General features: G+C 34.0%; 21 protein-coding genes and 1 pseudogene. 15 read left to right on the top strand and 7 right to left on the bottom strand.

All coding sequences use genetic code 11. The features are described from left to right. Positions 1-17 precede the first annotated feature (17 nt). From MK119_RS18500 to MK119_RS18490, 3 genes are all read right to left on the bottom strand, one after another. Positions 18-467 carry a hypothetical protein gene (locus MK119_RS18500; RefSeq protein ID WP_290681903.1) on the bottom strand — a complete coding sequence of 150 codons (450 nt, stop codon included), beginning with the start codon at positions 465-467 and terminating at the stop codon, positions 18-20. Positions 468-510: 43 nt separating this feature from the next. After that, positions 511-891: a hypothetical protein gene (locus tag MK119_RS18495; RefSeq protein ID WP_290681900.1), complete on the bottom strand. Its 381-nt coding sequence runs from the start codon at positions 889-891 to the stop codon at positions 511-513. Between the two features lie 137 nt (positions 892-1028). Continuing rightward, positions 1029-3338, bottom strand: coding sequence for a family 20 glycosylhydrolase (locus MK119_RS18490; RefSeq protein WP_290681897.1), 2310 nt, complete (start codon positions 3336-3338; stop codon positions 1029-1031). Between the two features lie 40 nt (positions 3339-3378). Between MK119_RS18490 and MK119_RS18485 the strand changes: the two genes are divergently transcribed. The 9 genes from MK119_RS18485 (at position 3379) to MK119_RS18445 (ending at position 15602) form a co-directional block, all read left to right on the top strand. Further along, the gene (locus MK119_RS18485; RefSeq protein ID WP_290681894.1) at positions 3379-6303 is read left to right on the top strand and encodes a GH92 family glycosyl hydrolase; all 2925 of its coding nucleotides are present in this window, start codon (positions 3379-3381) and stop codon (positions 6301-6303) included. 14 nt (positions 6304-6317) lie between these two features. Next, positions 6318-8648, top strand: a complete 2331-nt coding sequence (locus MK119_RS18480) for a GH92 family glycosyl hydrolase (RefSeq protein ID WP_290681892.1) — start codon at positions 6318-6320, stop codon at positions 8646-8648. 122 nt (positions 8649-8770) lie between these two features. Beyond that, entirely contained in the window at positions 8771-9787 is a 1017-nt protein-coding gene (locus MK119_RS18475; protein ID WP_290681889.1) for a N(4)-(beta-N-acetylglucosaminyl)-L-asparaginase, read from the top strand. A gap of 185 nt (positions 9788-9972) precedes the next feature. Beyond that, positions 9973-11286, top strand: coding sequence for a sugar MFS transporter (locus MK119_RS18470; protein ID WP_290681886.1), 1314 nt, complete (start codon positions 9973-9975; stop codon positions 11284-11286). Positions 11287-11410: 124 nt separating this feature from the next. Further along, positions 11411-11659 carry a hypothetical protein gene (locus MK119_RS18465; RefSeq protein ID WP_290681884.1) on the top strand — a complete coding sequence of 83 codons (249 nt, stop codon included), beginning with the start codon at positions 11411-11413 and terminating at the stop codon, positions 11657-11659. Positions 11660-11785: 126 nt separating this feature from the next. Then, positions 11786-12058, top strand: a complete 273-nt coding sequence (locus MK119_RS18460) for a hypothetical protein (RefSeq protein ID WP_290681881.1) — start codon at positions 11786-11788, stop codon at positions 12056-12058. Between the two features lie 157 nt (positions 12059-12215). After that, on the top strand, positions 12216-14213 hold the full coding sequence (gene ligA / locus MK119_RS18455) for an NAD-dependent DNA ligase LigA (protein WP_290681878.1): 1998 nt from the start codon (positions 12216-12218) through the stop codon (positions 14211-14213). Continuing rightward, positions 14214-14912 carry a hypothetical protein gene (locus MK119_RS18450; protein ID WP_290681875.1) on the top strand — a complete coding sequence of 233 codons (699 nt, stop codon included), beginning with the start codon at positions 14214-14216 and terminating at the stop codon, positions 14910-14912. Beyond that, complete coding sequence (locus MK119_RS18445; RefSeq protein WP_290681872.1) at positions 14913-15602, top strand: hypothetical protein; 690 nt, start codon at positions 14913-14915, stop codon at positions 15600-15602. A gap of 12 nt (positions 15603-15614) precedes the next feature. On the opposite strand, the gene MK119_RS18440 is transcribed toward MK119_RS18445, so the two are convergent. Then, positions 15615-15773: a hypothetical protein gene (locus MK119_RS18440; protein ID WP_290681869.1), complete on the bottom strand. Its 159-nt coding sequence runs from the start codon at positions 15771-15773 to the stop codon at positions 15615-15617. Positions 15774-16131: 358 nt separating this feature from the next. Between MK119_RS18440 and MK119_RS18435 the strand changes: the two genes are divergently transcribed. After that, positions 16132-16770 carry a hypothetical protein gene (locus MK119_RS18435; RefSeq protein ID WP_290681866.1) on the top strand — a complete coding sequence of 213 codons (639 nt, stop codon included), beginning with the start codon at positions 16132-16134 and terminating at the stop codon, positions 16768-16770. Between the two features lie 250 nt (positions 16771-17020). Then, complete coding sequence (locus tag MK119_RS18430) at positions 17021-17530, top strand: hypothetical protein (RefSeq protein WP_290681863.1); 510 nt, start codon at positions 17021-17023, stop codon at positions 17528-17530. Positions 17531-17575: 45 nt separating this feature from the next. Here MK119_RS18430 and MK119_RS18425 read toward each other — a convergent pair whose 3' ends face one another. After that, positions 17576-18493, bottom strand: a complete 918-nt coding sequence (locus tag MK119_RS18425) for a metallophosphatase (protein ID WP_290681860.1) — start codon at positions 18491-18493, stop codon at positions 17576-17578. An 11-nt stretch (positions 18494-18504) separates the two neighbouring features. Continuing rightward, positions 18505-19254 (bottom strand): 5'-nucleotidase C-terminal domain-containing protein, encoded by a 750-nt coding sequence (locus tag MK119_RS18420; protein ID WP_290681857.1) that lies wholly within the window; start codon positions 19252-19254, stop codon positions 18505-18507. Between the two features lie 305 nt (positions 19255-19559). On the opposite strand from MK119_RS18420, the gene MK119_RS18415 reads away from it, so the two are divergent. From MK119_RS18415 to MK119_RS18400, 4 genes are all read left to right on the top strand, one after another. Beyond that, positions 19560-20069 (top strand): hypothetical protein, encoded by a 510-nt coding sequence (locus MK119_RS18415; protein ID WP_290681854.1) that lies wholly within the window; start codon positions 19560-19562, stop codon positions 20067-20069. A gap of 2 nt (positions 20070-20071) precedes the next feature. Continuing rightward, positions 20072-20953: a 4-hydroxy-tetrahydrodipicolinate synthase gene (gene dapA / locus MK119_RS18410; protein WP_290681850.1), complete on the top strand. Its 882-nt coding sequence runs from the start codon at positions 20072-20074 to the stop codon at positions 20951-20953. A 9-nt stretch (positions 20954-20962) separates the two neighbouring features. Next, on the top strand, positions 20963-21880 hold the full coding sequence (locus MK119_RS18405) for an ion channel (RefSeq protein WP_290681847.1): 918 nt from the start codon (positions 20963-20965) through the stop codon (positions 21878-21880). 989 nt (positions 21881-22869) lie between these two features. Then, positions 22870-23637 carry a hypothetical protein gene (locus MK119_RS18400; protein WP_290681844.1) on the top strand — a complete coding sequence of 256 codons (768 nt, stop codon included), beginning with the start codon at positions 22870-22872 and terminating at the stop codon, positions 23635-23637. A gap of 176 nt (positions 23638-23813) precedes the next feature. Here MK119_RS18400 and MK119_RS18395 read toward each other — a convergent pair. Next, positions 23814-23990 (bottom strand): annotated as a pseudogene (locus tag MK119_RS18395) (IS982 family transposase); the annotation flags it as partial.

Below are 23990 nucleotides of genomic sequence, written 5' to 3'. Positions count from 1 at the left end.
ATTCGCTTAGGAATACTTTATCCATCAATTCCCACGAGTGTAGGCTCCATATTTTCAAAATCAATGGTAACATAATGCCGCATAGGTTTTGAGTCATAGGTAATGGACCACTTTATATTTTCGTCTTTGATACGTTCTATTGAAATTCCATCAAAGTCAAATTGATTGTCAAAATCATCAAGTCCAGTATGTTCAAGTGCATCCTCAAGTTCTTTTTTTAAGAAAGGAATGATAATGGTTTCTTTTATATGATGGTATTCTGCATCTAATTTTTTAAAGAATTCTTTTTGCGCTTTCGCAGGACCATTTTCGTCTGCATCTATGCCAATTCCAATAGTACTTCCCTGAAAATGAATTGTTCCCTCATAACAGTTTAAGGAAGCATCTTTATAAGTGACGTATGTTAACTCGCCAAATAGGTCGTCATTGAATTTCGGTTTCTTTTTAAAAATATCAAAAAATCCCATGCTTGTTTTTATGTATTAATGGTTCATCTGTTTTTCCCTAGGATTAAAAATTGAATCGTATCATCGTGACAAAAATTAGGATAAGTGTCAATATGCCAACAATGGTTGTAAAACGTCCCACTTTTTTTGATTTCGTCCAACCAGATAATGCAATCATAGTCGTTAAAGCAAAAAGCCCTATCATAAATGTCAGCAATCCTACAGTTCTTGAGATTTGAAAATCATTTACAGAAACTTCTTGTAAATAACCGCCAGGTGTTGTGGTCATGACAATATTAACCATAGCAAATACGGATACCAAGAAACAGCCTGCAGCTAAAGTGGCTGCTTTTAAAATGATATTGGTAAGTTGCTCATTTTTATTGGAAACCAACAGGTTTGCAACAACCGCAATAGAAAAACCATTCAATAAAGAGCTTATCAAGAGTGTTTGTTTTGCCAGTTCGTTAAAATATTATAAGGTCATTCTTTTTAAGTATTTTAAGTTTATTTTTTATATCAAATATCAAACGAATTAGGCCAAAGCCAAAACCAAACGGATAGGCTGAGCGGAGTCGAAGCCTACTTTATGATAATTTCGTCCAAAAACGTCCAAGCCTGATTTCCTGCACCTTGTCTACCATCAGGAATAGTTCCGTAATTAGGGATGAAAATTTCAATGTGTTTTGTAGTGATTTCTTCAATTTGTATGGTATGCGAAATAAGTTTGGAATCTGTAGTTTTAATTTGGTTGATTTGATGTGGCGTTCTGCCATCTTCTTCATTAACATAACTTACACCAATTTCTTTTGGCGCATAAATCCACTGTCCATTCGCATTGTAAAACCGTGTTGAAATGGAATTGATAGTTGTAGGTTTGTCAAATTCGATCGTAACCGTAACATCTTTGCCCCAAAAGCCTAACCATTCTTTATCGCCATAACAAGTATTACTTCCAGAGATTCCATTGATTAATCCTTCTTTCCCGCTTCCTGCATACGCTTTGTATGGTTGTGGATTGAGTGTAATATTTGCACCGACAGCTTTGTGTTTGTTGAAAGTCAATGTAAAATCGCGTCCTAGCTTTTCTTTTTCATCAAAAACAGCCGCTTTTAACACCGTAGACTTTTCAATAGGAATGTATTTTTTGTATGCTGTAGAGGTGATGGTTGGAGACGAATTGTCCGTGGTATAGCGAATGGTTTTGTTTTTAATAATGGTTTGTAAATCAAATACCATTTGGTTGTTACGTTTCGCAATTACTCCTTCTATTTCATACAAATGATTTGCATAGTTAACATTCATCGCATCCAAACGTTTGTGGTAATGTGACAAACGATAAGCAAAATCCTGATAATCTCTTCGGTACGGGTTTGACCAATTGACTTCTGCCATGGCAATGGTACGAGGAAATGCCATATATTCTACCTTTTTGGCAGTTGGAATGTACTCGGTCCATACATTTCCTTGTGCGCCTAAAACAAGTTTAGCTTCTTCTGGTCTTAATTCTTTTGGAATCGGTTTAAAATTGTATACTTTTTTCAATGGTAAATAACCGCCAATTGCCAAAGGTTCATCTGCATTATCAGATTGATAGTAATCAAAATAACAATGCGATGTTGGCGTCATGATTACATTATGACCCGATTTTGCTGCTTCAATTGCTCCATTTAAGCCACGCCAAGACATTACTGTTGCATTTGGCGCCAATCCACCTTCTAAAATTTCGTCCCAGCCAATAATCTGTTTGCCTTTGCTATTGATGTATTTTTCCATGCGAGCAATAAAATAACTCTGCAATCCATGTTCATCTTTTAAGTTTTCTTTCTTAATAAGCTCTTGGCAATATTCACAATCTTTCCAACGTGTTTTTGGAGCTTCATCACCGCCAATATGAATATATTTTCCAGGAAACAAAGGCATTACCTCGTCCAAAACATCTTCTAAAAACGCAAAGGTTTGTTCCGAAGGACAATAAATATCTTCAAAAATGCCCCATTTTGTAGCAACTTTTATTTTTTCTGTAGTGCAGCCCAATTCAGGATATGCGGCAATAGCTGCTTGTGAATGCCCGGGCATTTCAATTTCAGGAATGACGGTAACAAATCGTTCTGCGGCATAGGCAACCACATCTTTTACTTGGTCTTGTGTATAAAATCCACCATATCTTTTGCCATCAAATTGTTGAGGTGAATCGTTGTAATGTCCAATAAGTGTTTCGTCTCTAAATGCTGCTACCTCTTGTAGTTTAGGATATTTTTTTATTTCAATGCGCCAACCTTGATCATCGGTTAAGTGCCAGTGAAAGGTGTTCATTTTTAACTGAGAAATCAGATCAATATATTTTTTAATAAAATCAACCGAATAAAAATGACGCGAAACATCTAAATGCATGCCTCTGTATGAAAATCGTGGCGCATCTTTTACAAAAGCATTTTGTAGCAGAATTTCTTTGTTAGGGAATGTACTATTTTCTACACTTGGTGGAAAAAATTGACGCAAGGTTTGAAATCCGTAAAAAGCACCTTGTGCAGTTTTTGCTTTAATGTTGATTTTGGTACTGTCAACCACTAATTCATAGCCTTCATCATGCTTGATATTTTTATCAAATTCAAATTTCAACACATTGACATTTGGGCGACTATGCGTGATAAGTTTGTATCCGAGTTTTTCTTTAAAATAATCATTGGCAAAATCTGCCACAGCTTTCAATTCTGTATCTGTGTGAAAAGACACTTGATCATTAAATAAAAAACTACCTTTTTCTAAGCCATAATCGCTGGGCATAGGTATGATATAAGGTCTTACAGGAGGTTGCGGTTCTGGCTGTGGTTTTGAGCAGCTAATTAAACAAAGGAAAATTATGAATTTGAAAAAAATATTGCTTTTCATTTTAGTATATTAGTTGCCATAAATCTACGAATCTATTTTAATGAAACTTCAATACACTACCTTTTTTATTGTTATTTCGCTATTTTTTAGTTGTGCGAAAGATCCAAAAATAGAAATTGCTCAAAAAGATAAAGACTTAATCAATTATGTAAATCCTTTTATTGGAACTGGTGGGCATGGACATACGTATCCGGGTGCTACAATGCCTTTTGGGATGATGCAACTGAGTCCAGATACGCGTTTGGATGGTTGGGACGGTTGTTCTGGCTATCACTATTCAGATGAATATATTTATGGGTTTTCGCATACACATTTAAGCGGAACAGGTGTTTCCGATTATGGAGATATTTTGTTAATGCCAACAAATAAGTCTATTATGAATAATGGAGCAGATGGAAAAGAAGGTTATCGTGCACATTTTTCACATGATAATGAAGTAGCAGAAGCTGGATATTACAAAGTACATTTAGACAGTACAAATATTGATGTAGAATTGACCGTTTCTGAGCGTAGCGGAATCCACAAATACACATTTCCTTCGGCAGAAAATCAAGTAGTCATTTTTGATTTGATTCACCGTGATGAGTTGTTAGATAGTTCAGTTCAGTTTGAGTCAGAAACAGAAATTCAAGGATTTCGCCATTCCAAAGCATGGGCAACCAATCAGAAGTTATTCTACCATATGAAGTTTTCACATCCGATAAAGAATTGGAATAGGAAATATGAAATTGCACCTAATAAGTTAGCTTTAGAACTTGACAATCCAAATAACGAACCTGTTTTTGTAAAGATTGGAATTTCGGCTGTAGATGAGGCTGGTGCAAAGAAAAATTTAGAAGCTGAAATAGGCGCAAAGTCTTTTGAAGAAGTTAAGAAGCTAGCGCAAGATACTTGGGAACAACAATTGGAAAAGATTGTGATTGAAAGTGATGATGTAGATTATAAAACCAATTTTTATACGGCTTTGTATCATACGATGATTGCACCAAACTTATACCAAGATGTAGATGGAAGGTATCGTGATATGGATTTGGAAATTCACGAATCTAAGGATCATACGCATTACACGGTTTTCTCATTGTGGGATACCTATCGTGCCGCACATCCATTGTACACGATTATAGAACAAGATCGTACGAATGATTTCATCAAAACATTTATTAAGAAATACGAATCAGGAGGTATCATGCCAATTTGGGATTTGTCCGCAAACTATACAGGTTGTATGATTGGATATCATGCGGTTCCTGTGATTGCAGATGCCTACATGAAAGGAATTCGTGATTATGATGTGGAAAAAGCGTTTGAAGCTATGAAACACAGTGCAACACGTGATAAATTAGGTTTAGATTACTATAAAGAATTAGGATATATTCCTGTGGAGAAAGAATCGGAATCGGTTTCTAAAACCTTAGAATATGCCTATGACGATTGGACCATTGCGCAAATGGCAAAGGCAATGAATAAAACAGCAGATTACGAAACATTTACCAAACGTGCGCAGTTTTATAAGAATGTATTTGATCCAGAAACGCAGTTTATGCGCGGACGTTTCCGAAACACATGGTTTGCACCATTTGATCCGTATGAAGTCAACTTTAATTATACTGAAGCCAACTCTTGGCAATACAGCTTTCATGTACCGCAAGATGTGTCTGGTTTTATTGAATTGTTAGGAGGAAAAGATAAGTTAGAAGCGCAGTTAGATAAGTTATTCACAGCAAAACAAGAAACTTCTGGGCGTAATCAAGCAGATATCACAGGATTGATTGGACAATATGCACATGGAAACGAGCCGAGTCACCACATGGCATATTTATATAATTTCATCAACAAACCTTCAAAGACGCAGGAATACGTACATCAAATACTCACCACGTTATACAAAAACGAACCTGATGGTGTGTCAGGAAATGAAGATTGTGGACAAATGAGTGCGTGGTATGTATTGAGTAGTTTAGGATTTTACTCAGTAACACCGGGAAATAATGAATATATTATTGGAATGCCGTTGTTTGACAAGGCAACGATTAATTTAGAAAATGGAAAAACCTTTACCATTGTCGCGAATAATATTTCGAAAGAGAATAAGTATATCAAATCGGTAAGCTTAAACGGGAAGAATCATCCAAAAACCTTTATCAATCATCAAGATATCATCAATGGAGGAACTTTAGTGTTTGAAATGACCAACGCAGCAACAGATTGGGGAACAGCAGATGACGCAATTCCTGTTACTCAAATTATAGAACATAAAATAGTACCGCCGCCATTTATCGCCAAAGGTGACATTGCATTTAAAGGGCAAACGGACGTGACACTTTCAATGCCTAACACTCCAGCAGAAATATTTTATAGTATTGACGATTCTGAATTCAAAATGTATGACAAACCTTTTACCATTTCGGAAGCATGTAAATTAACAGTGTATGCTACAGATGACAAAGGAAATGAAAGTCCAAAAATCACTACGGAATTCTTTAAAATTGATCCTAATTTAAAGATTGAATTAGGTACAGAATATGCAAATCAGTACAATGCAGGAGGACAAAATGCTTTGATTGACGGAATTGTAGGAACTGAAGATTTCCGTACAGGAACATGGCAAGGATATTTTGATACAGATGTAATTGCTATGGTTGATTTAGGCAGTGAAAAAAATATCAGTGAAATCAACGTGAACTTCTTAAAAGATCAAAAGTCGTGGATATTCTTACCAACACAAGTTCAATTCTTTATTTCTACAGATGGAAAGAATTTTACATCTTTAAAAAGACAATTGGTAAAAGAGCCAAGACCAACAGATCATCCTGTTGTTGAAAAATTTGGGGCATCTTTCAGTGCTAGAAAAGCACGCTATGTAAATGTAGTTGCTAAAAAACTTGGCGTACTTCCAGAATGGCATTTAGGATACAAACATGACGGCCGCTCTTGGTTGTTTGTAGACGAGATTGAAATTAAATAAAATCAAAGTTCTTGATGATGAAAAAAACGATCACTTTATTAGGATTGATACTTATTTTTGGATGTAAAGAGAAGCAAGTAGATACCACAAAAACTATTTCTTCAACGACAAAAGATTTTACAAAATTTGTAAATCCAATCATAGGAACTAGTAAAATGGGACATACGTTTCCCGGAGCTACTACACCATTTGGAATGGTGCAATTGAGTCCACAAACCAATATGGAAGTGATGTTTAAGGAAGATGGTAGTTATAACTCAAAAACATACGAGTATTGCGCAGGATATCAATATAAAGACTCTACAATTATAGGTTTTGCACACACTAATTTTAGTGGAACAGGACACTCTGATTTAGGTGATTTGTTGGTTATGCCTACCACAGGAGAATTGATACTTGATCCCATAAAAACGGAATCGGGAACAAAAGGTTTTTACAGCACATTTTCACACGAAACAGAGAAGGCTAGCCCAGGTTATTATAAAGTAAATTTAGAAGATTACAATATTAAAGCCGAGTTAACAGCGAGTGATCGTGTAGGTTTTCATAAATACACATTTCCTGAATCACAAGATGCTCATATTTTACTTGATTTGGTGTATAATGTATATCATCATGACGATAAAAATGTATGGACATTTATTCGTGTGGAAAATGATACGTTGGTAACAGGGTATCGTCAGACAAGAGGTTGGGCACGAACCAAAAAAGTATTTTTTGCCATGACTTTTTCGAAACCTTTTAAAAGTTATGGACACAAAAACTATGATAATGTAAGCTACAATGGTTTTTACCGACGATTTAAGGAAGAAGAAAACTTTCCAGAAATGGCAGGGAAAAATATTCGAGCCTATTTCAATTTCGACACCCAAAAAGATGAAGAAATCAATGTAAAGTTTGCTTTATCCTCAGTCAGTACAAAAGGTGCGATGAAGAACTTAACTGCCGAAATTCCGCATTGGGATTTTAAGAAAACAAAGGCAGAAACCAAAGAAAAGTGGAATGCAGAACTTTCTAAACTAGATGCTACCTTATTGACAGCTGCTGACACAGAAACCTTTTATACCGCTTTGTATCACACCATGCTGAGTCCTATACTTTACGAAGATGTGGATGGAAAATACAGAGGTTTAGATCAAAATATTCATGAATCGGACGGCTTTGCTAATTATACAATTTTTTCGCTTTGGGATACGTATAGAGCGTTGCATCCTTTATTCAATGTCATTCAGCAAGAACGAAACAATGATATGATAAAATCAATGTTGGCGCATCATGATGAAAGTGTACATAAAATGCTACCAATTTGGAGTCACTATGCAAATGAAAATTGGTGTATGATTGGCTATCATGCGGCGTCTATAATTGCGGATGCTAAGGTTAAGAATGTTGGAGATTTTGATGTAAATCGTGCATTAAAGGCTTCTGTGAATACGGCAAAAGTTCCGTATTTTGACGGTTTAGGCGATTATATAAAATATAAATATGTGCCTGATGATAAAAGCCATTCTTCAGTTTCTAAAACCTTAGAGTTGGCGTATGACGATTGGTGTATTGCACAAATAGCCAAAGAAGCAGGAGACACAGGCATTGAAAAAGAATTTTTAGAAAGAGCCTCGTATTACGAAAATGTATACAATGCAAAAATTGGCTATATGAGTCCAAAATTGGCAGATGGAACATTTAGAGAAAATTTTGATCCGCTAGATACGCATGGACAAGGTTTTATAGAAGGAAATGCTTGGAATTATGGATTATACGTTCCACACGAGCTAGATAAAATGGTTGATATGATGGGCGGAAAAGAACAGTTTGGGCAACATTTAGATTCGTTGTTTACGATGGAGTTGGATGATAAATACATAGCCAAACATGAAGATATCACCAGAGATGGAATTATAGGGAATTATGTGCATGGAAATGAACCCGGACATCATATTCCATATTTATACAATTGGACAGGGCAGCATTACAAAACACAAGAACGTGTTCGTATGATTATGCGTACAATGTACGGACCTGGAGTAGATGGTTTGTGTGGAAATGATGATGCAGGACAAATGAGCGCCTGGTATATTTTTAGTAGTTTAGGGTTTTATCCTGTGACGCCTGGATCTAATCAATATGCCTTGGGAAGTCCATTAGTAAAAGAAGCGATTCTAAATTTAGAAAATGGGAAGCAATTAAGAATCAAAACGATCAATCAGAGCGAAGAAAATGTATATGTTTCTAAAGTAACTATTGATGGAAAAGAAATTGACAGAAATTATATTTTGCATGGAGAATTAATGAATGGAGGCGAACTAGTTTTTGAAATGAGCAAAACTCCTGTCAAAGGGAAATAATTGTCTCATAATAAGCATAGCAATTAAATAGTATCAAAAGAAGTCAAAATACGATTGACTGTTTTTCATTTTATTCATTTAATTTGAAAATCTTGAAAAGCAGCGTTTAAAATTACTCACAAATGAAAAGAAGAAAGTTTATTCAAAGTGCTGCTTTAACGGGGTTAGGGTTAACTGTTGGTAGTGCCTTGACCGCTTGTGCGGAAGATAAAAAAACAACAGAAAAGGCTGCTTTAGCAAGCACAAATGATGCTACAAAACCTGTAAGACCCTTGGTGATTGCAACATGGAATACACCTTTGGCAGTTGAAACTGCGGCAAAAGTGATGCAAGATGGAGGAACGGTATTAGATGCTGTAGAACAAGGTTGTAGAGTTGAAGAGGCCAATGAAAAAGGGCAATCTGTCGGAAAAGGAGGTTTGCCAGACAGAGATGGAAATGTAACCTTGGATGCCTGCATTATGAACAAACAAGGAGATTACGGTGCTGTTTTGGGTGTTCAAAATATCATGCACGTAATTTCATTGGCAAGAAAAGTAATGGAAGATACGCCGCATGTGATGTTAGTAGGAAAAGGAGCAGAAAAGTTTGCGTATGAAAAAGGATTTAAGAAGGAGAATCTATTGACAGAAGACTCTAGGAAGGCGTGGGAAGAATGGAAAGTGAAATCAGAATACAAGCCTATTATCAATATTGAAAACCACGATACCATTGGTATGTTGGCAATTGATAAAGACGGTGATATCTCTGGAGCGTGTACTACGAGCGGACTGGCATATAAAATGGCAGGAAGAGTAGGAGATTCTCCAATTATTGGCGGCGGATTGTTTGTAGATAATGAAATTGGTGGCGCTTCTGCAACGGGACTTGGAGAAGAGGTTTTAAAAACCGTGGGAAGCTTTTTAATTGTAGAATTGATGCGACAAGGAAAATCGCCACAAGAAGCTTGTGAAGAAGCGATACGACGAATTGTAAGCAAACCTAATAGTGATTACAAAAACTTTCAAGTAGGTTATATCGCTGTCAATAAAAAAGGAGAAACGGGCGCGTATTCCATTCATGAACATTTTAGTTATAACCTTTACAAAGAAGGCGAAAACAAAAACATAAAATCTGATTTTTATATAAAAACCAAGTAGGAATCAGTTAGAAGTTAAGAGTTAAAAAAGTGAAGAGTAATGAGTCGCGCAAAACAACGAACAAATCCACTACTAATGAATTAACAAAAAAGAAGTTAAAAAGTTTATAAGTTTAGCAATTCATACTTTGAACACATAAAAAATAAATAACTGAACCAGTAACCAACACCTAACACCAAATTCAAATGTCAACCAACAAATCGTACAAAAGCGCTTTTTTATTTGTAACCACCTTGTTCTTCCTTTGGGGATTTATTACAGTATTGGTCGATTCATTAATTCCAAGATTAAAAGAAGTATTTGAACTCTCTAACTTTCAATCTGGATTAATTCAGCTGGCTTTCTTTTTAGCATATTTCGTGTTTTCTATTCCTTCGAGTCAATTATTAGCAAAGATTGGATATAAGAAAGGAATTATTTTAGGGTTGTTGGTCATAGGTTTTGGATGTTTTATGATGTATCCAGCTGCATATTTTAGAATTTATGGTGTCTTTTTAATTGCAGTTTTTGTGATTGGAGCAGGCTTGTCAACCTTACAAGTGGCAGCCAATCCGTATGTGGCTACTTTAGGACCTGAAGAAAGTGCTTCAAGTCGTTTAAATTTGTCACAAGCATTTAACTCTTTAGGAACTACAATTGCGCCGACTATTGGAGCATTATTTATTCTTAGTAGCCATGTAAAAAACGAAGAGCAATTAGCCCAACTAAATGAAGTGCAAAAAGAAGCATATTTTGCAACAGAAGCTTCTGCGGTACAATCTCCTTTTTTGATTTTGGGAGCTTTTGCAGTGTTACTAGGAGTAGTGTTCTTATTTGTAAAATTGCCTAAATTGCTGCAAAAGGTATCTAACAAAGGATATAAAAAATTACTATCTCATAAGCCATTAATGTATGGAGCGTTGGGAATATTTGTGTATGTTGGAGCAGAAGTGTCTATTGGAAGCTATTTGGTAGATTACTTTATGAGTATGGAACTATATAAAGTAGTAGGTGAGAGTGATTTTATGATGGGAATTGCCAATAGTGTAGCAGATTTGTTTAGTAAATCGTTTGATGATGCAAATCCTAAATCCTTATTAGGAATCTTTGTAACACTATATTGGTCTGGAGCCATGATTGGTCGTTTTGTAGGAGCATATTTGACTCGAATTATAGCGCCAGCTAAAGTATTAAGTGTTTTTGCGATACTTGCAATAACTATGATTGTTTTATCAATGACTACTACAGGATTGGTTTCTATGTGGGCAATTTTAGCAGTAGGATTATTTAATTCAATTATGTTCCCAACAATATTTACACTTGCAATTGATGGACTTGACGAATTGAAACCCCAAGCATCAGGAATATTATGTACTGCAATTGTTGGTGGCGCAGTAATTCCTCCATTGTATGGATTATTTTCAGACCTTCAAGGATTTAAAGTAGCTTTAATTCTTGTATTGGTTTGTTATGCGTACATTATGTATTACGGATATACGAAGCGAAAATATTTAGCGTAATTTTTTTATAATGTTTGTAACTTTTTTAGAATTTTTAGATCGAATTTGAATAAGAATATTTTGTTATTTCAAATGATTTTACCAAAAAATATTCTATTTTAATTCAAATAAATTATATATGACGATGAAAAAAATTACAGTATTTATTTTAGCTAGCTTTTTATTAATATGTACTCATGAATCATCTGCTCAAATGACATTTGGAGAGAATGGTACTTTTTCAAATAAATGGTATGAAGGCGAATTGGTGTTAAATAATGGTGAGACTTTAAAAGGACTGATCAAGTATGAAAGTGCCATGAAGTCTTTAGGAGGTGCTCCTGCTATCATGCGAAAAATATTCTTTAAAAAAACAGAAAAAGAAAAAATATAAAAAAGAAGCTTTTCGTTCTTTTACGGTTAAAAAAAATGATGGTGAAATAGTAAAATATGCCACTGTTTTTGTGTCAGAAAAAAATGACAGCGAATACTCAAAGTGATCACAGAAGGCAAGGTTTCATTGTATACTCTCAAAGCTAATTTTTTCTATGGAAACGATCGAACAGATATAAATCAAAGTGATTTGTATGCAGATTATGATAACTTTTATATAAAAAGAGCTGATGAAAAAGTGGCTAGCAATGAGTTTTTTGCCAATGTTTTTAAAAACTTCAAAAAAACAGCAAAGAAGTATTTTTCAGATTGTTCTGAATTGGTAACAAAAATAGATGCTAGTGATTTCGAAAAAGACCTCATAAAAATAGTTGATTATTATAATTCGAATTTTAAATAATTGTATTCGATAATCGAAAATAGAATGCTTCCTAAGCTAGGTCAAAACTAGTTGACTTAAATTCTAATTGAATATTACAGGATAATCTAACCAAATTTCTTGTAAGCAATGTAGAGTTTGTTATATTTGTTATTATCCCCGATAACATTTATACTTCATGAGTACAATTCAAGAGACGTTGAACGCTTTACGCGATGAATTACGTGAGCATAATTACAATTATTATGTACTAGATAATGCCACAATTTCTGACTATGAGTTTGATATGAAACTCAAAGAACTACAGGAATTGGAAGCAAAACATCCTGAATTTCATGATCCGAATTCGCCAACCTTACGTGTTGGTGGACAAATCACGAAGAATTTCAATACGATAGCGCATGAATACCGTATGTATTCGTTAGACAACTCGTATTCGAAAGAAGATTTGCAGGATTGGGAAAAGCGTATTCAAAAGATTTTAGGTGTTGATAGTGTAGAATATACTTGTGAGCTCAAGTATGATGGTGCTTCCATGAATCTTACTTACGAGAATGGAAAATTAATCAAAGCAGTCACACGTGGCGATGGTTTTCAAGGAGATGAAGTGACCAACAATATCAAAACGATCAAAACGGTGCCTTTACAACTCAAAGGTGATTTTCCCACAAAGTTTGATATTCGTGGCGAGATCATTCTTCCGCTTGACGGATTTAAAAAAATGAACGAAGAACGTGTCGCCAATGGAGAAGATCCATACATGAATCCTCGTAACACAGCTTCTGGAAGTTTAAAATTACAAGACAGTAGTGAAGTCGCTAAGCGTCCGTTAGAATGTCTGTTGTATAATATAAAAGGCGAACGTTTGCCAATTACCACACAATTTGAAAGTTTAGAAAAAGCACGTAAATGGGGATTTAAAGTGCCAACAGTAGCCAAAGTTGCAAAAAATATTGATGAAATTTTAGAGTTTGTCAATCATTGGGAACACAATCGTCACGAGTTAGCGTATGAGATAGATGGTGTTGTAATTAAGGTAAATAATTTACGTTATCAGGAAGAGCTTGGTTATACATCCAAAGCACCACGTTGGGCAATGGCATATAAGTTTAAAGCTGAGCAAGTAGCAACAGTTTTAAATGAAATTACCTATCAAGTTGGGCGAACAGGAGCGATTACTCCAGTAGCAAATTTAGAACCTGTTTTATTGGCAGGAACAACTGTAAAACGTGCTTCCTTGCATAATGCCGATCAAATTGCTAAATTAGACATAAGAGAACGAGATACTGTATTTGTAGAGAAAGGTGGAGAGATTATCCCAAAAATCGTAGGCGTGAATTTTGAGGAGCGTCCTAGTGATTCTATGGAAACTGTATATGCAACACATTGCCCCGAATGCAATACACCATTAGAGCGAAAAGAAGGAGAAGCACAGCATTATTGTCCAAATGTAACAGGTTGTACACCACAAATTGTGGGGAGAATTCAGCATTACATTTCTCGTAAAGCAATGGATATTGATGGCTTAGGAGGAGAAACTGTTGCTTTACTAGTCAAAGAAAATCTGATTACAAATTATGCAGATTTATACGATTTGACGAAAGAACAGATTATTCCGCTAGAGCGTATGGCAGAAAAAAGTGCAGAAAATTTGGTCAATGGAATTGAAGCCTCGAATCAAATTCCTTTTGAACGAGTTTTGTATGCATTAGGAATTAGATATGTAGGGGAAACAGTAGCTAAAAAATTAGCAAAACATTATAAATCAATAGAAGCACTTATGAACGCTTCGTCGGAAGACTTAGTTAGTGTCGACGAAATAGGAGTGAAGATCGCCGAAAGTGTTGTGCAATTCTTCGAAGAAGAAAGTAATTTGCAAACTGTTACGCGATTAAAAGAATGTGGAGTGCAGTTGGAGTTCTCAGCAGAACAGTTAGAAGGACTTACTGAAACTTTGTTAGGGAAGTCGTTTGTAGTGTCTGGAGTATTTGAAAAAGTATCGCGTAACGAATTAAAAAAACTCATAGAAAATAATGGAGGAAAAGTATCATCTTCCATTTCTTCTAAAACTTCGTATGTAGTTGCAGGTGACAAAATGGGACCTAGCAAACGTGAGAAGGCAGAAAAACTAAACATTACCATACTAAGCGAAGATGAGTTTTTGAATATGATATAAATGAATTTAACTAAACCGACACATGTAGTTTTTATTCTTGCTTCTATAGCAACAATACTTGTAGCTATATTTTTAGAAAAGTTTAGTTTGATTTATGCGCAGCCGTTTACGGTATTTACCATATTAGTCATATATTTTACAGAAAAAAAAGAGCCTGCTAGTTTTTTATACTTACTCTCGCAAGTAATTGGTTTAGTTGGAGGTATATTGCTCATATTAGGAATGCGGCATTATTTAGAAGCAGTTTTTATATTATTTTCATTGTTTTATATCATATATTTACGATTGATGTATGTACGCAATGTGATGAAGAAAACAGAACTTCGGACGTATTTTTATGTTTCTCTAATTTCGATCCCAATACTGTATATTTATTATAAAGTTATTCAAATTATTTCCTCTGAACTTAAAGATGTGATGATATACTTTAGTTTTTTGATGTTTTTCATGCTGAGTTACATCATTACTGCCTTATATTATTACCTTAAAAATAAAACTTCAGCCAATCTTTGGATGCTAATTGCTGCCATTAATTTAGGATTTATGAATATTATCATAGGTTTGAACGAATTGTACATGTATGAAACCTTTTTTACTGTAATTGTTGTATTTTGTAGTATATGTATACAGTTTTTTATATTGAAGTTTATGCTACACGATAGCAGTGAAGATGATAATATTCTAAATTTAATGGGTTAAATGAAGTATATAAAATCAACATATCTAGCTTTCTTTATAACAGCTTTTATTTCGTTGTTGGTTGCTCTTTTTTTTGAAAAAATAAATTTACTATTTGTATATCCACTTACGTTCGTTTCTATTTTTGTGCTGTATATGACTGAAAAAAAAGGACCGATAAGTATTTTATATGTGCTTGTGCTTATTTTTGGGCTTTCTAGTGGAGTTTATTTAATTATAGGCTTCGGACAATATGTGCCAGAAGTTTCCATCTTAGTTTCAATATTCTATTTAATATACCTTCGATTGATGTATTTGAAAAATGAAAAAATGAATACAACAATCAAAATGTACCTTAAGCTATTGATTATATTCCTTCCTATATTATACATTTACTACAGAGTCATCTGTTTGATATATCCTGAGATAAAAGAGGACTATGTGTATTTTGCAATTATGGTTTTATTAATGCTAATCTACCTTATGGCAGCATTGTATTATTATATAAGAAACAAAAATCAGTCGAATTTGTGGATGTTAATTGTGGCTGCTAACTTAGGAATTATGAATATCATAATTACCATAAATGAATTGTACATGTACGAGACGATTTTTACTGTAATTGCGATATTTTGCAATCACTTTGTGCTATACTTTTCATTTAAATTTATGCTAGAAGATGAAAAAAATACTTTGACTGACATTGTCTAAGTATTCAACAAATTACAGAAACTTCTTGCCAATAAATGGAATCTCTCTACGCTGTAACCAAAGTGTAATTGCACTTAAAATAAACACAACAATTGCCGTGATGAATAAAAGACCGCCATCAGGCTCTCCTTTGAGTGGAGCTTCAATTCCTAGTATCGTTAAGTGCATCATAATAGCACCACCTATGATTCCTACAGTTAATGTAGCACCTATCCAAGCTGTTTTAGGGATTACAATTAAACTTCTGTAATATGCTCAGCTATTCCTATTCCGATACAGCCATTAGGCTCTAAACCTGCTTCCTGAAAATAGCGACCCTATCTGGATTTCCTGTTAATTTAAATCGTAATGTTTGTATTAAAATTACTGCCACTGCTAGACGAATAATGAATGGAATGTATTTTTTTATATTATTGATTTTTAATGACTTTGTAGTCGGCAAGACATAATAGCACTTACAAAAAATAGGAAAGATTTAATTATTGTAAAATATTTCGTAACTTAAGAGTTACTTAAGAAGTACTGCTGAATGTCAAAACAAAACCCCCTAACATATCTCTTTGTTTTTCTTTCTATTTTGAATGCATTTGGAATTATTTACCCAGAGATTATTGATAAAAATTATGTGACTTTTTTACCGTTTCCAACATTGATTTTATTATATCTATCTTCTGTAAAAAAGGTAAATGTGCTATACATTATATCTTTAATTTCTACATTTTTAGGAATTGTATTTTTTCATGCAGAATCTTATTTTAAGCCATCACTTATTTTTTATGGAATAGGCGTGTGTCTTTATGTTATTATTAGTTTAAAAACAGCCGTAATCTCCATGAAAAGTATTTTTACGGCAACGATCCCTTGCTTAATTGTGTATTTGGTTCCTCTATTTTACTATTCTGATGCTGTACCCGTAAAAATATTCAACTACATCATGTTTTATGTGTTTTTTATTGGGTTGTTTTTCTTTATCTCCACACTCATGTATATCAATCAGCGATCTACAAAAAACTTGTGGTTGTTGAGTTCGGGAATTGTTTTCGTCATTTCAACGATCTTAAATGGATATATTCTTTTTGATACGTATCTTGTAATTATAAGAGTCGCTATTGTTTTTACCTTTCTTTTTATGCACTATGCAATGTATAGATATGTAACAGCGAAATAAGAAATGATATTAATAGGGCGTTTAGTATTAGATTGAAAATATAAAAATATAGGATTTCTATACAGAAATAAGTTACTTTGTATTGTTAATGAAAAAGATTGCTTCACTTTTAATCTTTCTACTTAGTTGTATTGCGTTTGTAGATATTATATGGTTTTTTTTCCCTGATGTTATACCACGGAACTATGCCATTGTATTGACAATTCCCGTAATTACAATCTGCTATTTTTTATATGTTGAGGTCAAAAATATGCTGTATTTGCTTGCTTTGGCTGCTTTTATGATTGCAGATTATTATTTTTTTGTAGATAAAGCATTAGCAAATGGAATTATAAGTAGTGGAATAGCGTTATCTATATATGGTATTATTGTATTAATACAATCACACTACATTTCTACTAGAAGATTGCTTTTAAGTACTGTGCCTTTTTTAGCTTTTTACATGCTTCCTTTTATATTTTTTGTAGAAAAAATAAAGGATGAAATTTTTGGTGAAATCATCTTCTATACCTTTGCAATTGGCTATTTTGCCTTTATGTCTTCAATGGCATATATAAGCAAAAGAACTCCTATCACAAAGAAACTAATGCTTGCTGGCTTGTCTACCGGATTGATGGGATTGCTATTTGGAACGTTTATATTTTTGGATAAAAAGCCTATATATACAGTCATAGCCAATATCCTTTTTATATTCTCGCATTATAAAATGTGGGAATACGTTATTACAAAGGATGCTCAAGAAACAAGCTCAGAAATATAAAATAGCTAAAACGCTAGTGACTAAGACTAAAAAATATTTAAAAACCTATACAATAATCGATTTACCGTTGGCAATTACATTTTTCTCAGCATCAAAGTAAAAATCTATTCTTCCAACATAAACTCCATATGCACCCACTTGATTAACTAATACTGATTCTCCCTTGCTATTTTTTTCAATTGTAGGTTTAGGTAAAAATGTATGTGTATGTCCACCAATAATTAAGTCAATATCTTTGGTAGCACGTGCTAACTTTAAGTCAGAAGGACGTTCTGGGTTTCTTTTGTAGTTATACCCTATGTGTGATAAACAAATTACTAAATCACATTTTTCTTCTTCTTTCAAAATACGACTCATATCTTGTGCAGTTTCAATAGGATCGTTGTACACAGTTTCTTTATACATACGTTTATCAACCAATCCTGCTAGTTTTACACCCAAACCAAAAATTCCGATCTTAATACCATCTTTCATAAAAATCTTATAAGGTTTTACATGTGTATCTAAAACGGTATTTTTAAAGTCATAATTGGCAGAAACGAATTCAAAATTTGCATTTGGTAACTGTGCATATAATCTGTCAATACCATTATCAAAATCATGATTTCCGATGGTAGCCAAATCATACTTCATCATACTCATGAGCTTAAATTCCAATTCGCCGCCATAATAGTTAAAATATGGTGTTCCTTGAAAAATATCACCAGCATCTAACAACAATGTATTTGGATTTTCTTTTCTAATATTTGAAATCAAACTTGCTCTACGTGCCGCACCACCTTGATTTGGGTTTCTTGGATGATTTGCCCCAAAAGGATCAATATGACTATGTACGTCGTTGGTGTGTAAAATTGTGATATGCTTTTTTGCGGAATTCGCTGTAAAACTCTGTAGTGACAAACCTCCCAATGTTACAAAAGCACTAGAAGCCAACGAATTTTGTATAAAATCTCTTCTTTTCATTTCTTAATAAGTTATTGTTGAATAAATCTGCCATCTAATTTTGCAGGAATGGTGTCAACAGTTTTAAAATAATCAATCATTGCATTACGAATTTTATAATCCAAAATCTCTAGGCTTTCAGGATTCTTCAAGAAATCCATACGATCGCCGCCATTTTGCAAATAATCTGAAGTAACTACAGCATAGGTTTTGTTAGCCTCAATAGGTTTTCCATTAACCAGGGCTTCAACAAGTTTATCATTTTGGTCTAACTTAATCGTTAATCCTGAAATAGGATGAGCTCGTTTTGCTTTTACCAGATAATCAATCATGCCGTGTACATTCTCAGCAGTTAATTCAGCCACAACAATTGAGTTTTCAAAAGGCATTACATTAAATGCAGTACGTGTTTTAATTGGACCTGCTTGAATAGGAGCACGAATTCCTCCATGATTTAAGATACAAATATCAATACTTTTTTCAGTTCGTTTTTTATAAATAGGTTCACTTTGCGATTTTACCAAATCAGCCATTAAATTTCCAATCGTAGTTTCTAACTTGCCATCATTCTTGTGCATATCCTTTGAGGCATAGCTCAAGACTTTATTCATATCTTCTTGGATACGCTTACGGAAAGGTTTGATAAAATCTTCAATTTCTTGATTGGTAGTTATGGAATCGTTGATGTTGATACGTTTTCCTTCAATCTTAGAAACTGACTGTTTTTCTTTGGAACAAGAAATTGCTATAAAAATGGCTAGCAGCGCAATAATTTTTCTCATAAACTTAAAATATGCGGCAAATTATAAAAAATAGCAGATACAACCGTTGTCAACAATACTAAATAATTTTAAAAACATACACTTTTTTTGTGATTACTTGCCAAAAATTGACGTTCATTGTTAAAAATTGACGCTTATAAAATAATTTTTTTCATCCCAAAAACTCCTTGTAACTTTGTGTATAACTTACGTTCAAGAGGAAGAACATAATCAACATTTTTTTGTTACAAGAGAGATGCATGTACATTCATGCATCTCTTTTTTTGTCGAAAAAGAGTATTTTTGTAAAATATTAATTCGCATCCATGTTTTTAAAAGGATTACAACATAAGTTAGCTAAGAAAGTACTTACGAAAAAGCTTAACAAAACCACTACAAAAGAAGTGGAAGCAGCGCCAATTAAAACAGTTGGTATTATCGTAAATGCTGACGTAACAGAAGATTTTCAGCACATTGTTAAGAGTTTACAACTTAATGTTGAAATTGAGGTGATGTGTTATCATAAAGCCTTTCAAAAAACACGCGAAGTGAACTATCCTGTTTTCTATGAAAAAGACTTTGGATGGAAAGGAAAAGCTAAAACAACGGAGCTTGCGGAATTTCTTAATAAACCATACGATTTATTGATCAGTTATTACAGTGATGAGATTTTACCATTACAACTGGCTTCAGGTTTACAAAAAGCAAATTTTAAAGTCGGTATTGCAGGAAGCAATCAGGAAATACATGATGTCATTATTCAAACAAAAGAAAATGAAGTGACAACATTTGCAAAAGAACTACATACATATTTACACATACTTAATAAATTATAATAATGAAGAAATTCATAGGAACTGGAGTTGCGTTGGTAACACCTTTTAACGAAGACAGTTCAATAGACACAATTGCACTAGCAAACATCGTTGAGCATGTAATTGAAGGCGGAATAGAATATTTGGTAGTTTTAGGAACTACCGCAGAAAGTGCCGTTTTGACAAAGGAAGAAAAACAGGTAGTTATTGATACCATTATCAAGACAAATAAGAAACGCTTGCCAATGATCTTAGGAATTGGAGGAAATAATACCGCTGTTGTTGTGAATGAATTAAAAACTACAGATTTGCAGCATTTTGATGCCGTTTTATCTGTTTCTCCTTATTATAATAAACCAACGCAGGAAGGAATTTATCAGCACTTTAAAGCAGTTGCAGAAGCGAGTCCAAAACCAATTGTATTGTATAATGTGCCAGGACGTACAGCAAGTAATGTATTGCCAGAAACGGTGATTCGACTAGCCAACGATTTTGAGAATATCATCGCAGTAAAGGAAGCAGCAGGCGATATTGTACAAGCTATGCGTTTAATTAAAGATGCTCCAGAAGATTTCTTAGTAATTTCAGGAGATGATATGATAACTTTGCCTATGGTAAATGCTGGTGGAGCAGGAGTTATTTCTGTGATCGGACAAGGATATCCAAAAGAATTCTCGGAGATGGTGCGTTTAGGTTTGGCAGGAAATATAAAAGCTGCCAACGAGTTACATTACAAAATAATGCCATCTATTGATTATATCTTTGAGGAAGGAAATCCTGCAGGAATCAAAGCAGTATTTGAAAAGTTGAACCTGTCAACAGCGACAGTGCGTTTGCCTTTGATAGAAGCTTCGGAAGCACTCAAACAAAAGTTGCATAACTTTACAGATGCATTGAATGCGTAAATAAACTAGATGGCAAAAAAAGTAAAAGATCCAGGCTTAGGAGAAGCAACTATCACTACAGCAAAACGAATCGTCAATAAAGACGGTTCGTTTAACATCAAACACGTAAACGGTAAAGTGGGAATTTCTACTTTGTATGCGTATTTGGTCGATATCAGTTGGTCGCGTTTTTTCTTGTGGGTTTTTTTGGTTTATTTCGTCATAAACATGGTGTTTGCTTTAGTGTATGTTGCTATTGGAGTGGAGTATATTTCTGTAGAACCTCAAGGATTTCTGAAAAATTTTGTGAATGCCTTTTTCTTTTCCTCACAAACCATTACTACGCTAGGATATGGCGCAATGGCGCCTACAAGTGTTTTGGCAGGAATTATTTCTAGTTTTCAAGCTGTAGCTGGACTGCTGAGTTTTTCATTTGTCACTGGGTTATTGTATGGTCGTTTTTCCAAACCGAAAGCATCTATCAAGTTTAGTGAGAATATCATTTACCGCGATTTTAAAGAAGGAAAGGCATTGATGTTTCGTTTGATGAACAACAAAACAGATGTAATGATTAATCCGCGTGTAAAAGTAACTTTGGCAATTACAGAAGCAGATGATCAACAAGGTTATAAACGTAATTTTTATCAGCTGGAGCTGGAAAGAGATCATATTACTTATTTGCCAACCACATGGACGTTGGTGCATGAAATTGATGAAAAATCGCCATTACATGAGTTCTCTGAAAGCGAATTGCAACAACTTAATGGGGAATTCCTAATCATGGTTTCGTATTATGATGAAGCGTTCAACGAAGAAGTCTACAAACTACACTCATACACATTTGAAGAAGTGCTTATGAACGTCGCTTTCGAAAATGCTTTCTACTACGATAATGAAGGTTTTACAGTGCTTGACCATCAAAAAATAAGTCATACTAAGAAAATGTAATCTAAACTTGTTAGTCTAGTTTAGATTGTTAAACCAGCTTTGTTTTCTAATCCTTCACTTCGGATAGCATTAAATCCGTAGGTTAAAAAAAACACAAGCTTTAAAGTACTTGACCATTTTGTTGAGCAAGATAATACTGGAATAGCAACAAAAAACTGGACAAAAAGTTAAGGATTTACAGTGCTTATTTTTGATTTTCTATATTCTGTTTAGATATATGATGACCATATTTCTCTAATTCAGCTTTCATTGTTCCTGCTTCATTGCTTTGATAACTGTATTGAAAAATATGTTTGATGAAACACATTATAGAATGATTGTTTAACCATCGTTTTGATGGACCTTTGCTCTACCAACTATAATAACTACTATTACTTACCTCTGATACTTTACTCATCTTCTCAACTGGAAACTTCAACTTATTGTGTTTTATAAATCTATAGTTGTCCTGTCGGTCTTAGAGAAGATGCTTACCGCTTTTTTTAATATTTCATTTTATTTGCTATGCACTCGTAATTGTTTCTTTAGTTTGGCTATTTCTTTTGGATCATCTGTTTGTTTTGGATTTTAACGTACTGGAAAACTGTTTTAACCAAATCCATTGTACGCTTTTCGCCAACAATGCAATACTGATGTTGATAATCCTTATTCTCGGAAAGTTTCTTATACATTATCCTTTTGATAGCTTAATGCTACTATCTAGCGCTTAAGTGACTCTGTTTGCGTCTTTCGTTTTTTTGACATCTTTTCAAAGTTAAGTTAATTAATAATTTAATCTCTTAACTCTTTGTCCAGTCTAATGTAAATATTCCATTTTGAGATTAATAATTTTTTTGTTTCTGCCAGTTTCATAATAATTGTGTACCGCCCTGTATTTGTAATTCCAAATACTTACCGTAGTATTAGAACCGTGGTAAAAAAAATCTTCTAGCAATAACTATTGTTCGTTTCATCATAATGTTTTAATTTGTAGCATCTATTTTAAAATCATGAATATCAAATCATTTTTTATCACAGCATTATGCACGTTGTGCCTTTGTACTATCTTTACTTCCTGTTCCTTATATACAGATTCTTCTTTTGGACATGGACAAGGATTTCATGACGGAACAAGTTCTTATCCAGATGGATGGCAATGGAATCAAGGAAAATACTTTTACCAAGGCGGATGGCATAGTAGGTTGCCAAGCAATTACTGGGGATCTTATTTCTATAATGGTACTTGGCATACAGCCCATGGCAACTCCAACAATGATAACCAAGGATACTATCCTCCTAATTGGCAATACAATAGGGGAAAGTATTACTATTATCGAGGATGGCATAGCAGATTACCAAGTAATTATAGAGGCTCCTATTTTTACAATGGTTCCTGGCATACAGCACATGGAAATTCTGACAATGGAAATCATGGTTCTTTCCCTTCTGGATGGCAATGGAATCAAGGAAAATATTATTACCAAGGTGGATGGCATAATAGATTACCTGCAAACTATTGGGGGTCGTATTTTCATAATGGCTCTTGGCATACGGCGCACGGAAATTCTAATAACAACGGTACCAATAATTTCCCTCCTGGATGGCAATCGAATCAAAACAAGTACTATTACAACAATGCTTGGCATTCTCGATTACCGAGTAATTTTAACGGTCGTTACTTCCACAACGGCTCTTGGCATACAGCACACTGGAACTCAGGATCTGGTGGATCTGGTTTCCACAGTGGCGGAAGAACTAAATCTAATAGAAGTAAATAAATGCGGATATGTTATAAAATTGCACAAACTTCCTGTTCACCTGTTTACGAAGCATGCATTTTAGAAATTCCAATATTTATGTTACCATAAATATTCCTTTCACTAGAAATAAAAAAAGGCCTTGTATCAAAAAAATATAAGGTCTTCTTATTTATCTACTTAACCTGTTGTGCATTTTATATAATGCCAATTTTAATATTGTTAATATTTCTTTTGAAAATAAACTTATTGACGTATTGAATGGTTGTTAATGCTGATTTTTTAGACAGTATTCTTGTCTTAAACCCATCAAAAGATTTCGCATAGTTGCGTCTTATCATGAACTGATCGCACAATTGTGAGAACAAGGTTTC

Origin of the sequence: Kordia sp. (assembly GCF_022447245.1) — a bacterium.
Lineage (GTDB): Bacteria > Bacteroidota > Bacteroidia > Flavobacteriales > Flavobacteriaceae > Kordia.
The sequence above is the reverse complement of the archived record's forward strand: the minus strand, read 5'-3'. Positions and strand labels throughout refer to the sequence as shown.

Excerpts from the sequence above, each read along its gene's own strand:
- MK119_RS18500 (WP_290681903.1), bottom strand. The coding sequence starts at position 467 with ATGGGATTTTTTGATATTTTTAAAAAGAAACCGAAATTCAATGACGAC.
- MK119_RS18490 (WP_290681897.1), bottom strand. The coding sequence starts at position 3,338 with ATGAAAAGCAATATTTTTTTCAAATTCATAATTTTCCTTTGTTTAATT.
- MK119_RS18485 (WP_290681894.1), top strand. The coding sequence starts at position 3,379 with ATGAAACTTCAATACACTACCTTTTTTATTGTTATTTCGCTATTTTTT.
- MK119_RS18480 (WP_290681892.1), top strand. The coding sequence starts at position 6,318 with ATGATGAAAAAAACGATCACTTTATTAGGATTGATACTTATTTTTGGA.
- MK119_RS18475 (WP_290681889.1), top strand. The coding sequence starts at position 8,771 with ATGAAAAGAAGAAAGTTTATTCAAAGTGCTGCTTTAACGGGGTTAGGG.
- MK119_RS18470 (WP_290681886.1), top strand. The coding sequence starts at position 9,973 with ATGTCAACCAACAAATCGTACAAAAGCGCTTTTTTATTTGTAACCACC.
- MK119_RS18465 (WP_290681884.1), top strand. The coding sequence starts at position 11,411 with ATGAAAAAAATTACAGTATTTATTTTAGCTAGCTTTTTATTAATATGT.
- ligA (WP_290681878.1), top strand. The coding sequence starts at position 12,216 with ATGAGTACAATTCAAGAGACGTTGAACGCTTTACGCGATGAATTACGT.
- MK119_RS18450 (WP_290681875.1), top strand. The coding sequence starts at position 14,214 with ATGAATTTAACTAAACCGACACATGTAGTTTTTATTCTTGCTTCTATA.
- MK119_RS18445 (WP_290681872.1), top strand. The coding sequence starts at position 14,913 with ATGAAGTATATAAAATCAACATATCTAGCTTTCTTTATAACAGCTTTT.
- MK119_RS18440 (WP_290681869.1), bottom strand. The coding sequence starts at position 15,773 with ATGATGCACTTAACGATACTAGGAATTGAAGCTCCACTCAAAGGAGAG.
- MK119_RS18435 (WP_290681866.1), top strand. The coding sequence starts at position 16,132 with ATGTCAAAACAAAACCCCCTAACATATCTCTTTGTTTTTCTTTCTATT.
- MK119_RS18430 (WP_290681863.1), top strand. The coding sequence starts at position 17,021 with ATGCTGTATTTGCTTGCTTTGGCTGCTTTTATGATTGCAGATTATTAT.
- MK119_RS18425 (WP_290681860.1), bottom strand. The coding sequence starts at position 18,493 with ATGAAAAGAAGAGATTTTATACAAAATTCGTTGGCTTCTAGTGCTTTT.
- MK119_RS18420 (WP_290681857.1), bottom strand. The coding sequence starts at position 19,254 with ATGAGAAAAATTATTGCGCTGCTAGCCATTTTTATAGCAATTTCTTGT.
- MK119_RS18415 (WP_290681854.1), top strand. The coding sequence starts at position 19,560 with ATGTTTTTAAAAGGATTACAACATAAGTTAGCTAAGAAAGTACTTACG.
- dapA (WP_290681850.1), top strand. The coding sequence starts at position 20,072 with ATGAAGAAATTCATAGGAACTGGAGTTGCGTTGGTAACACCTTTTAAC.
- MK119_RS18405 (WP_290681847.1), top strand. The coding sequence starts at position 20,963 with ATGGCAAAAAAAGTAAAAGATCCAGGCTTAGGAGAAGCAACTATCACT.
- MK119_RS18400 (WP_290681844.1), top strand. The coding sequence starts at position 22,870 with ATGAATATCAAATCATTTTTTATCACAGCATTATGCACGTTGTGCCTT.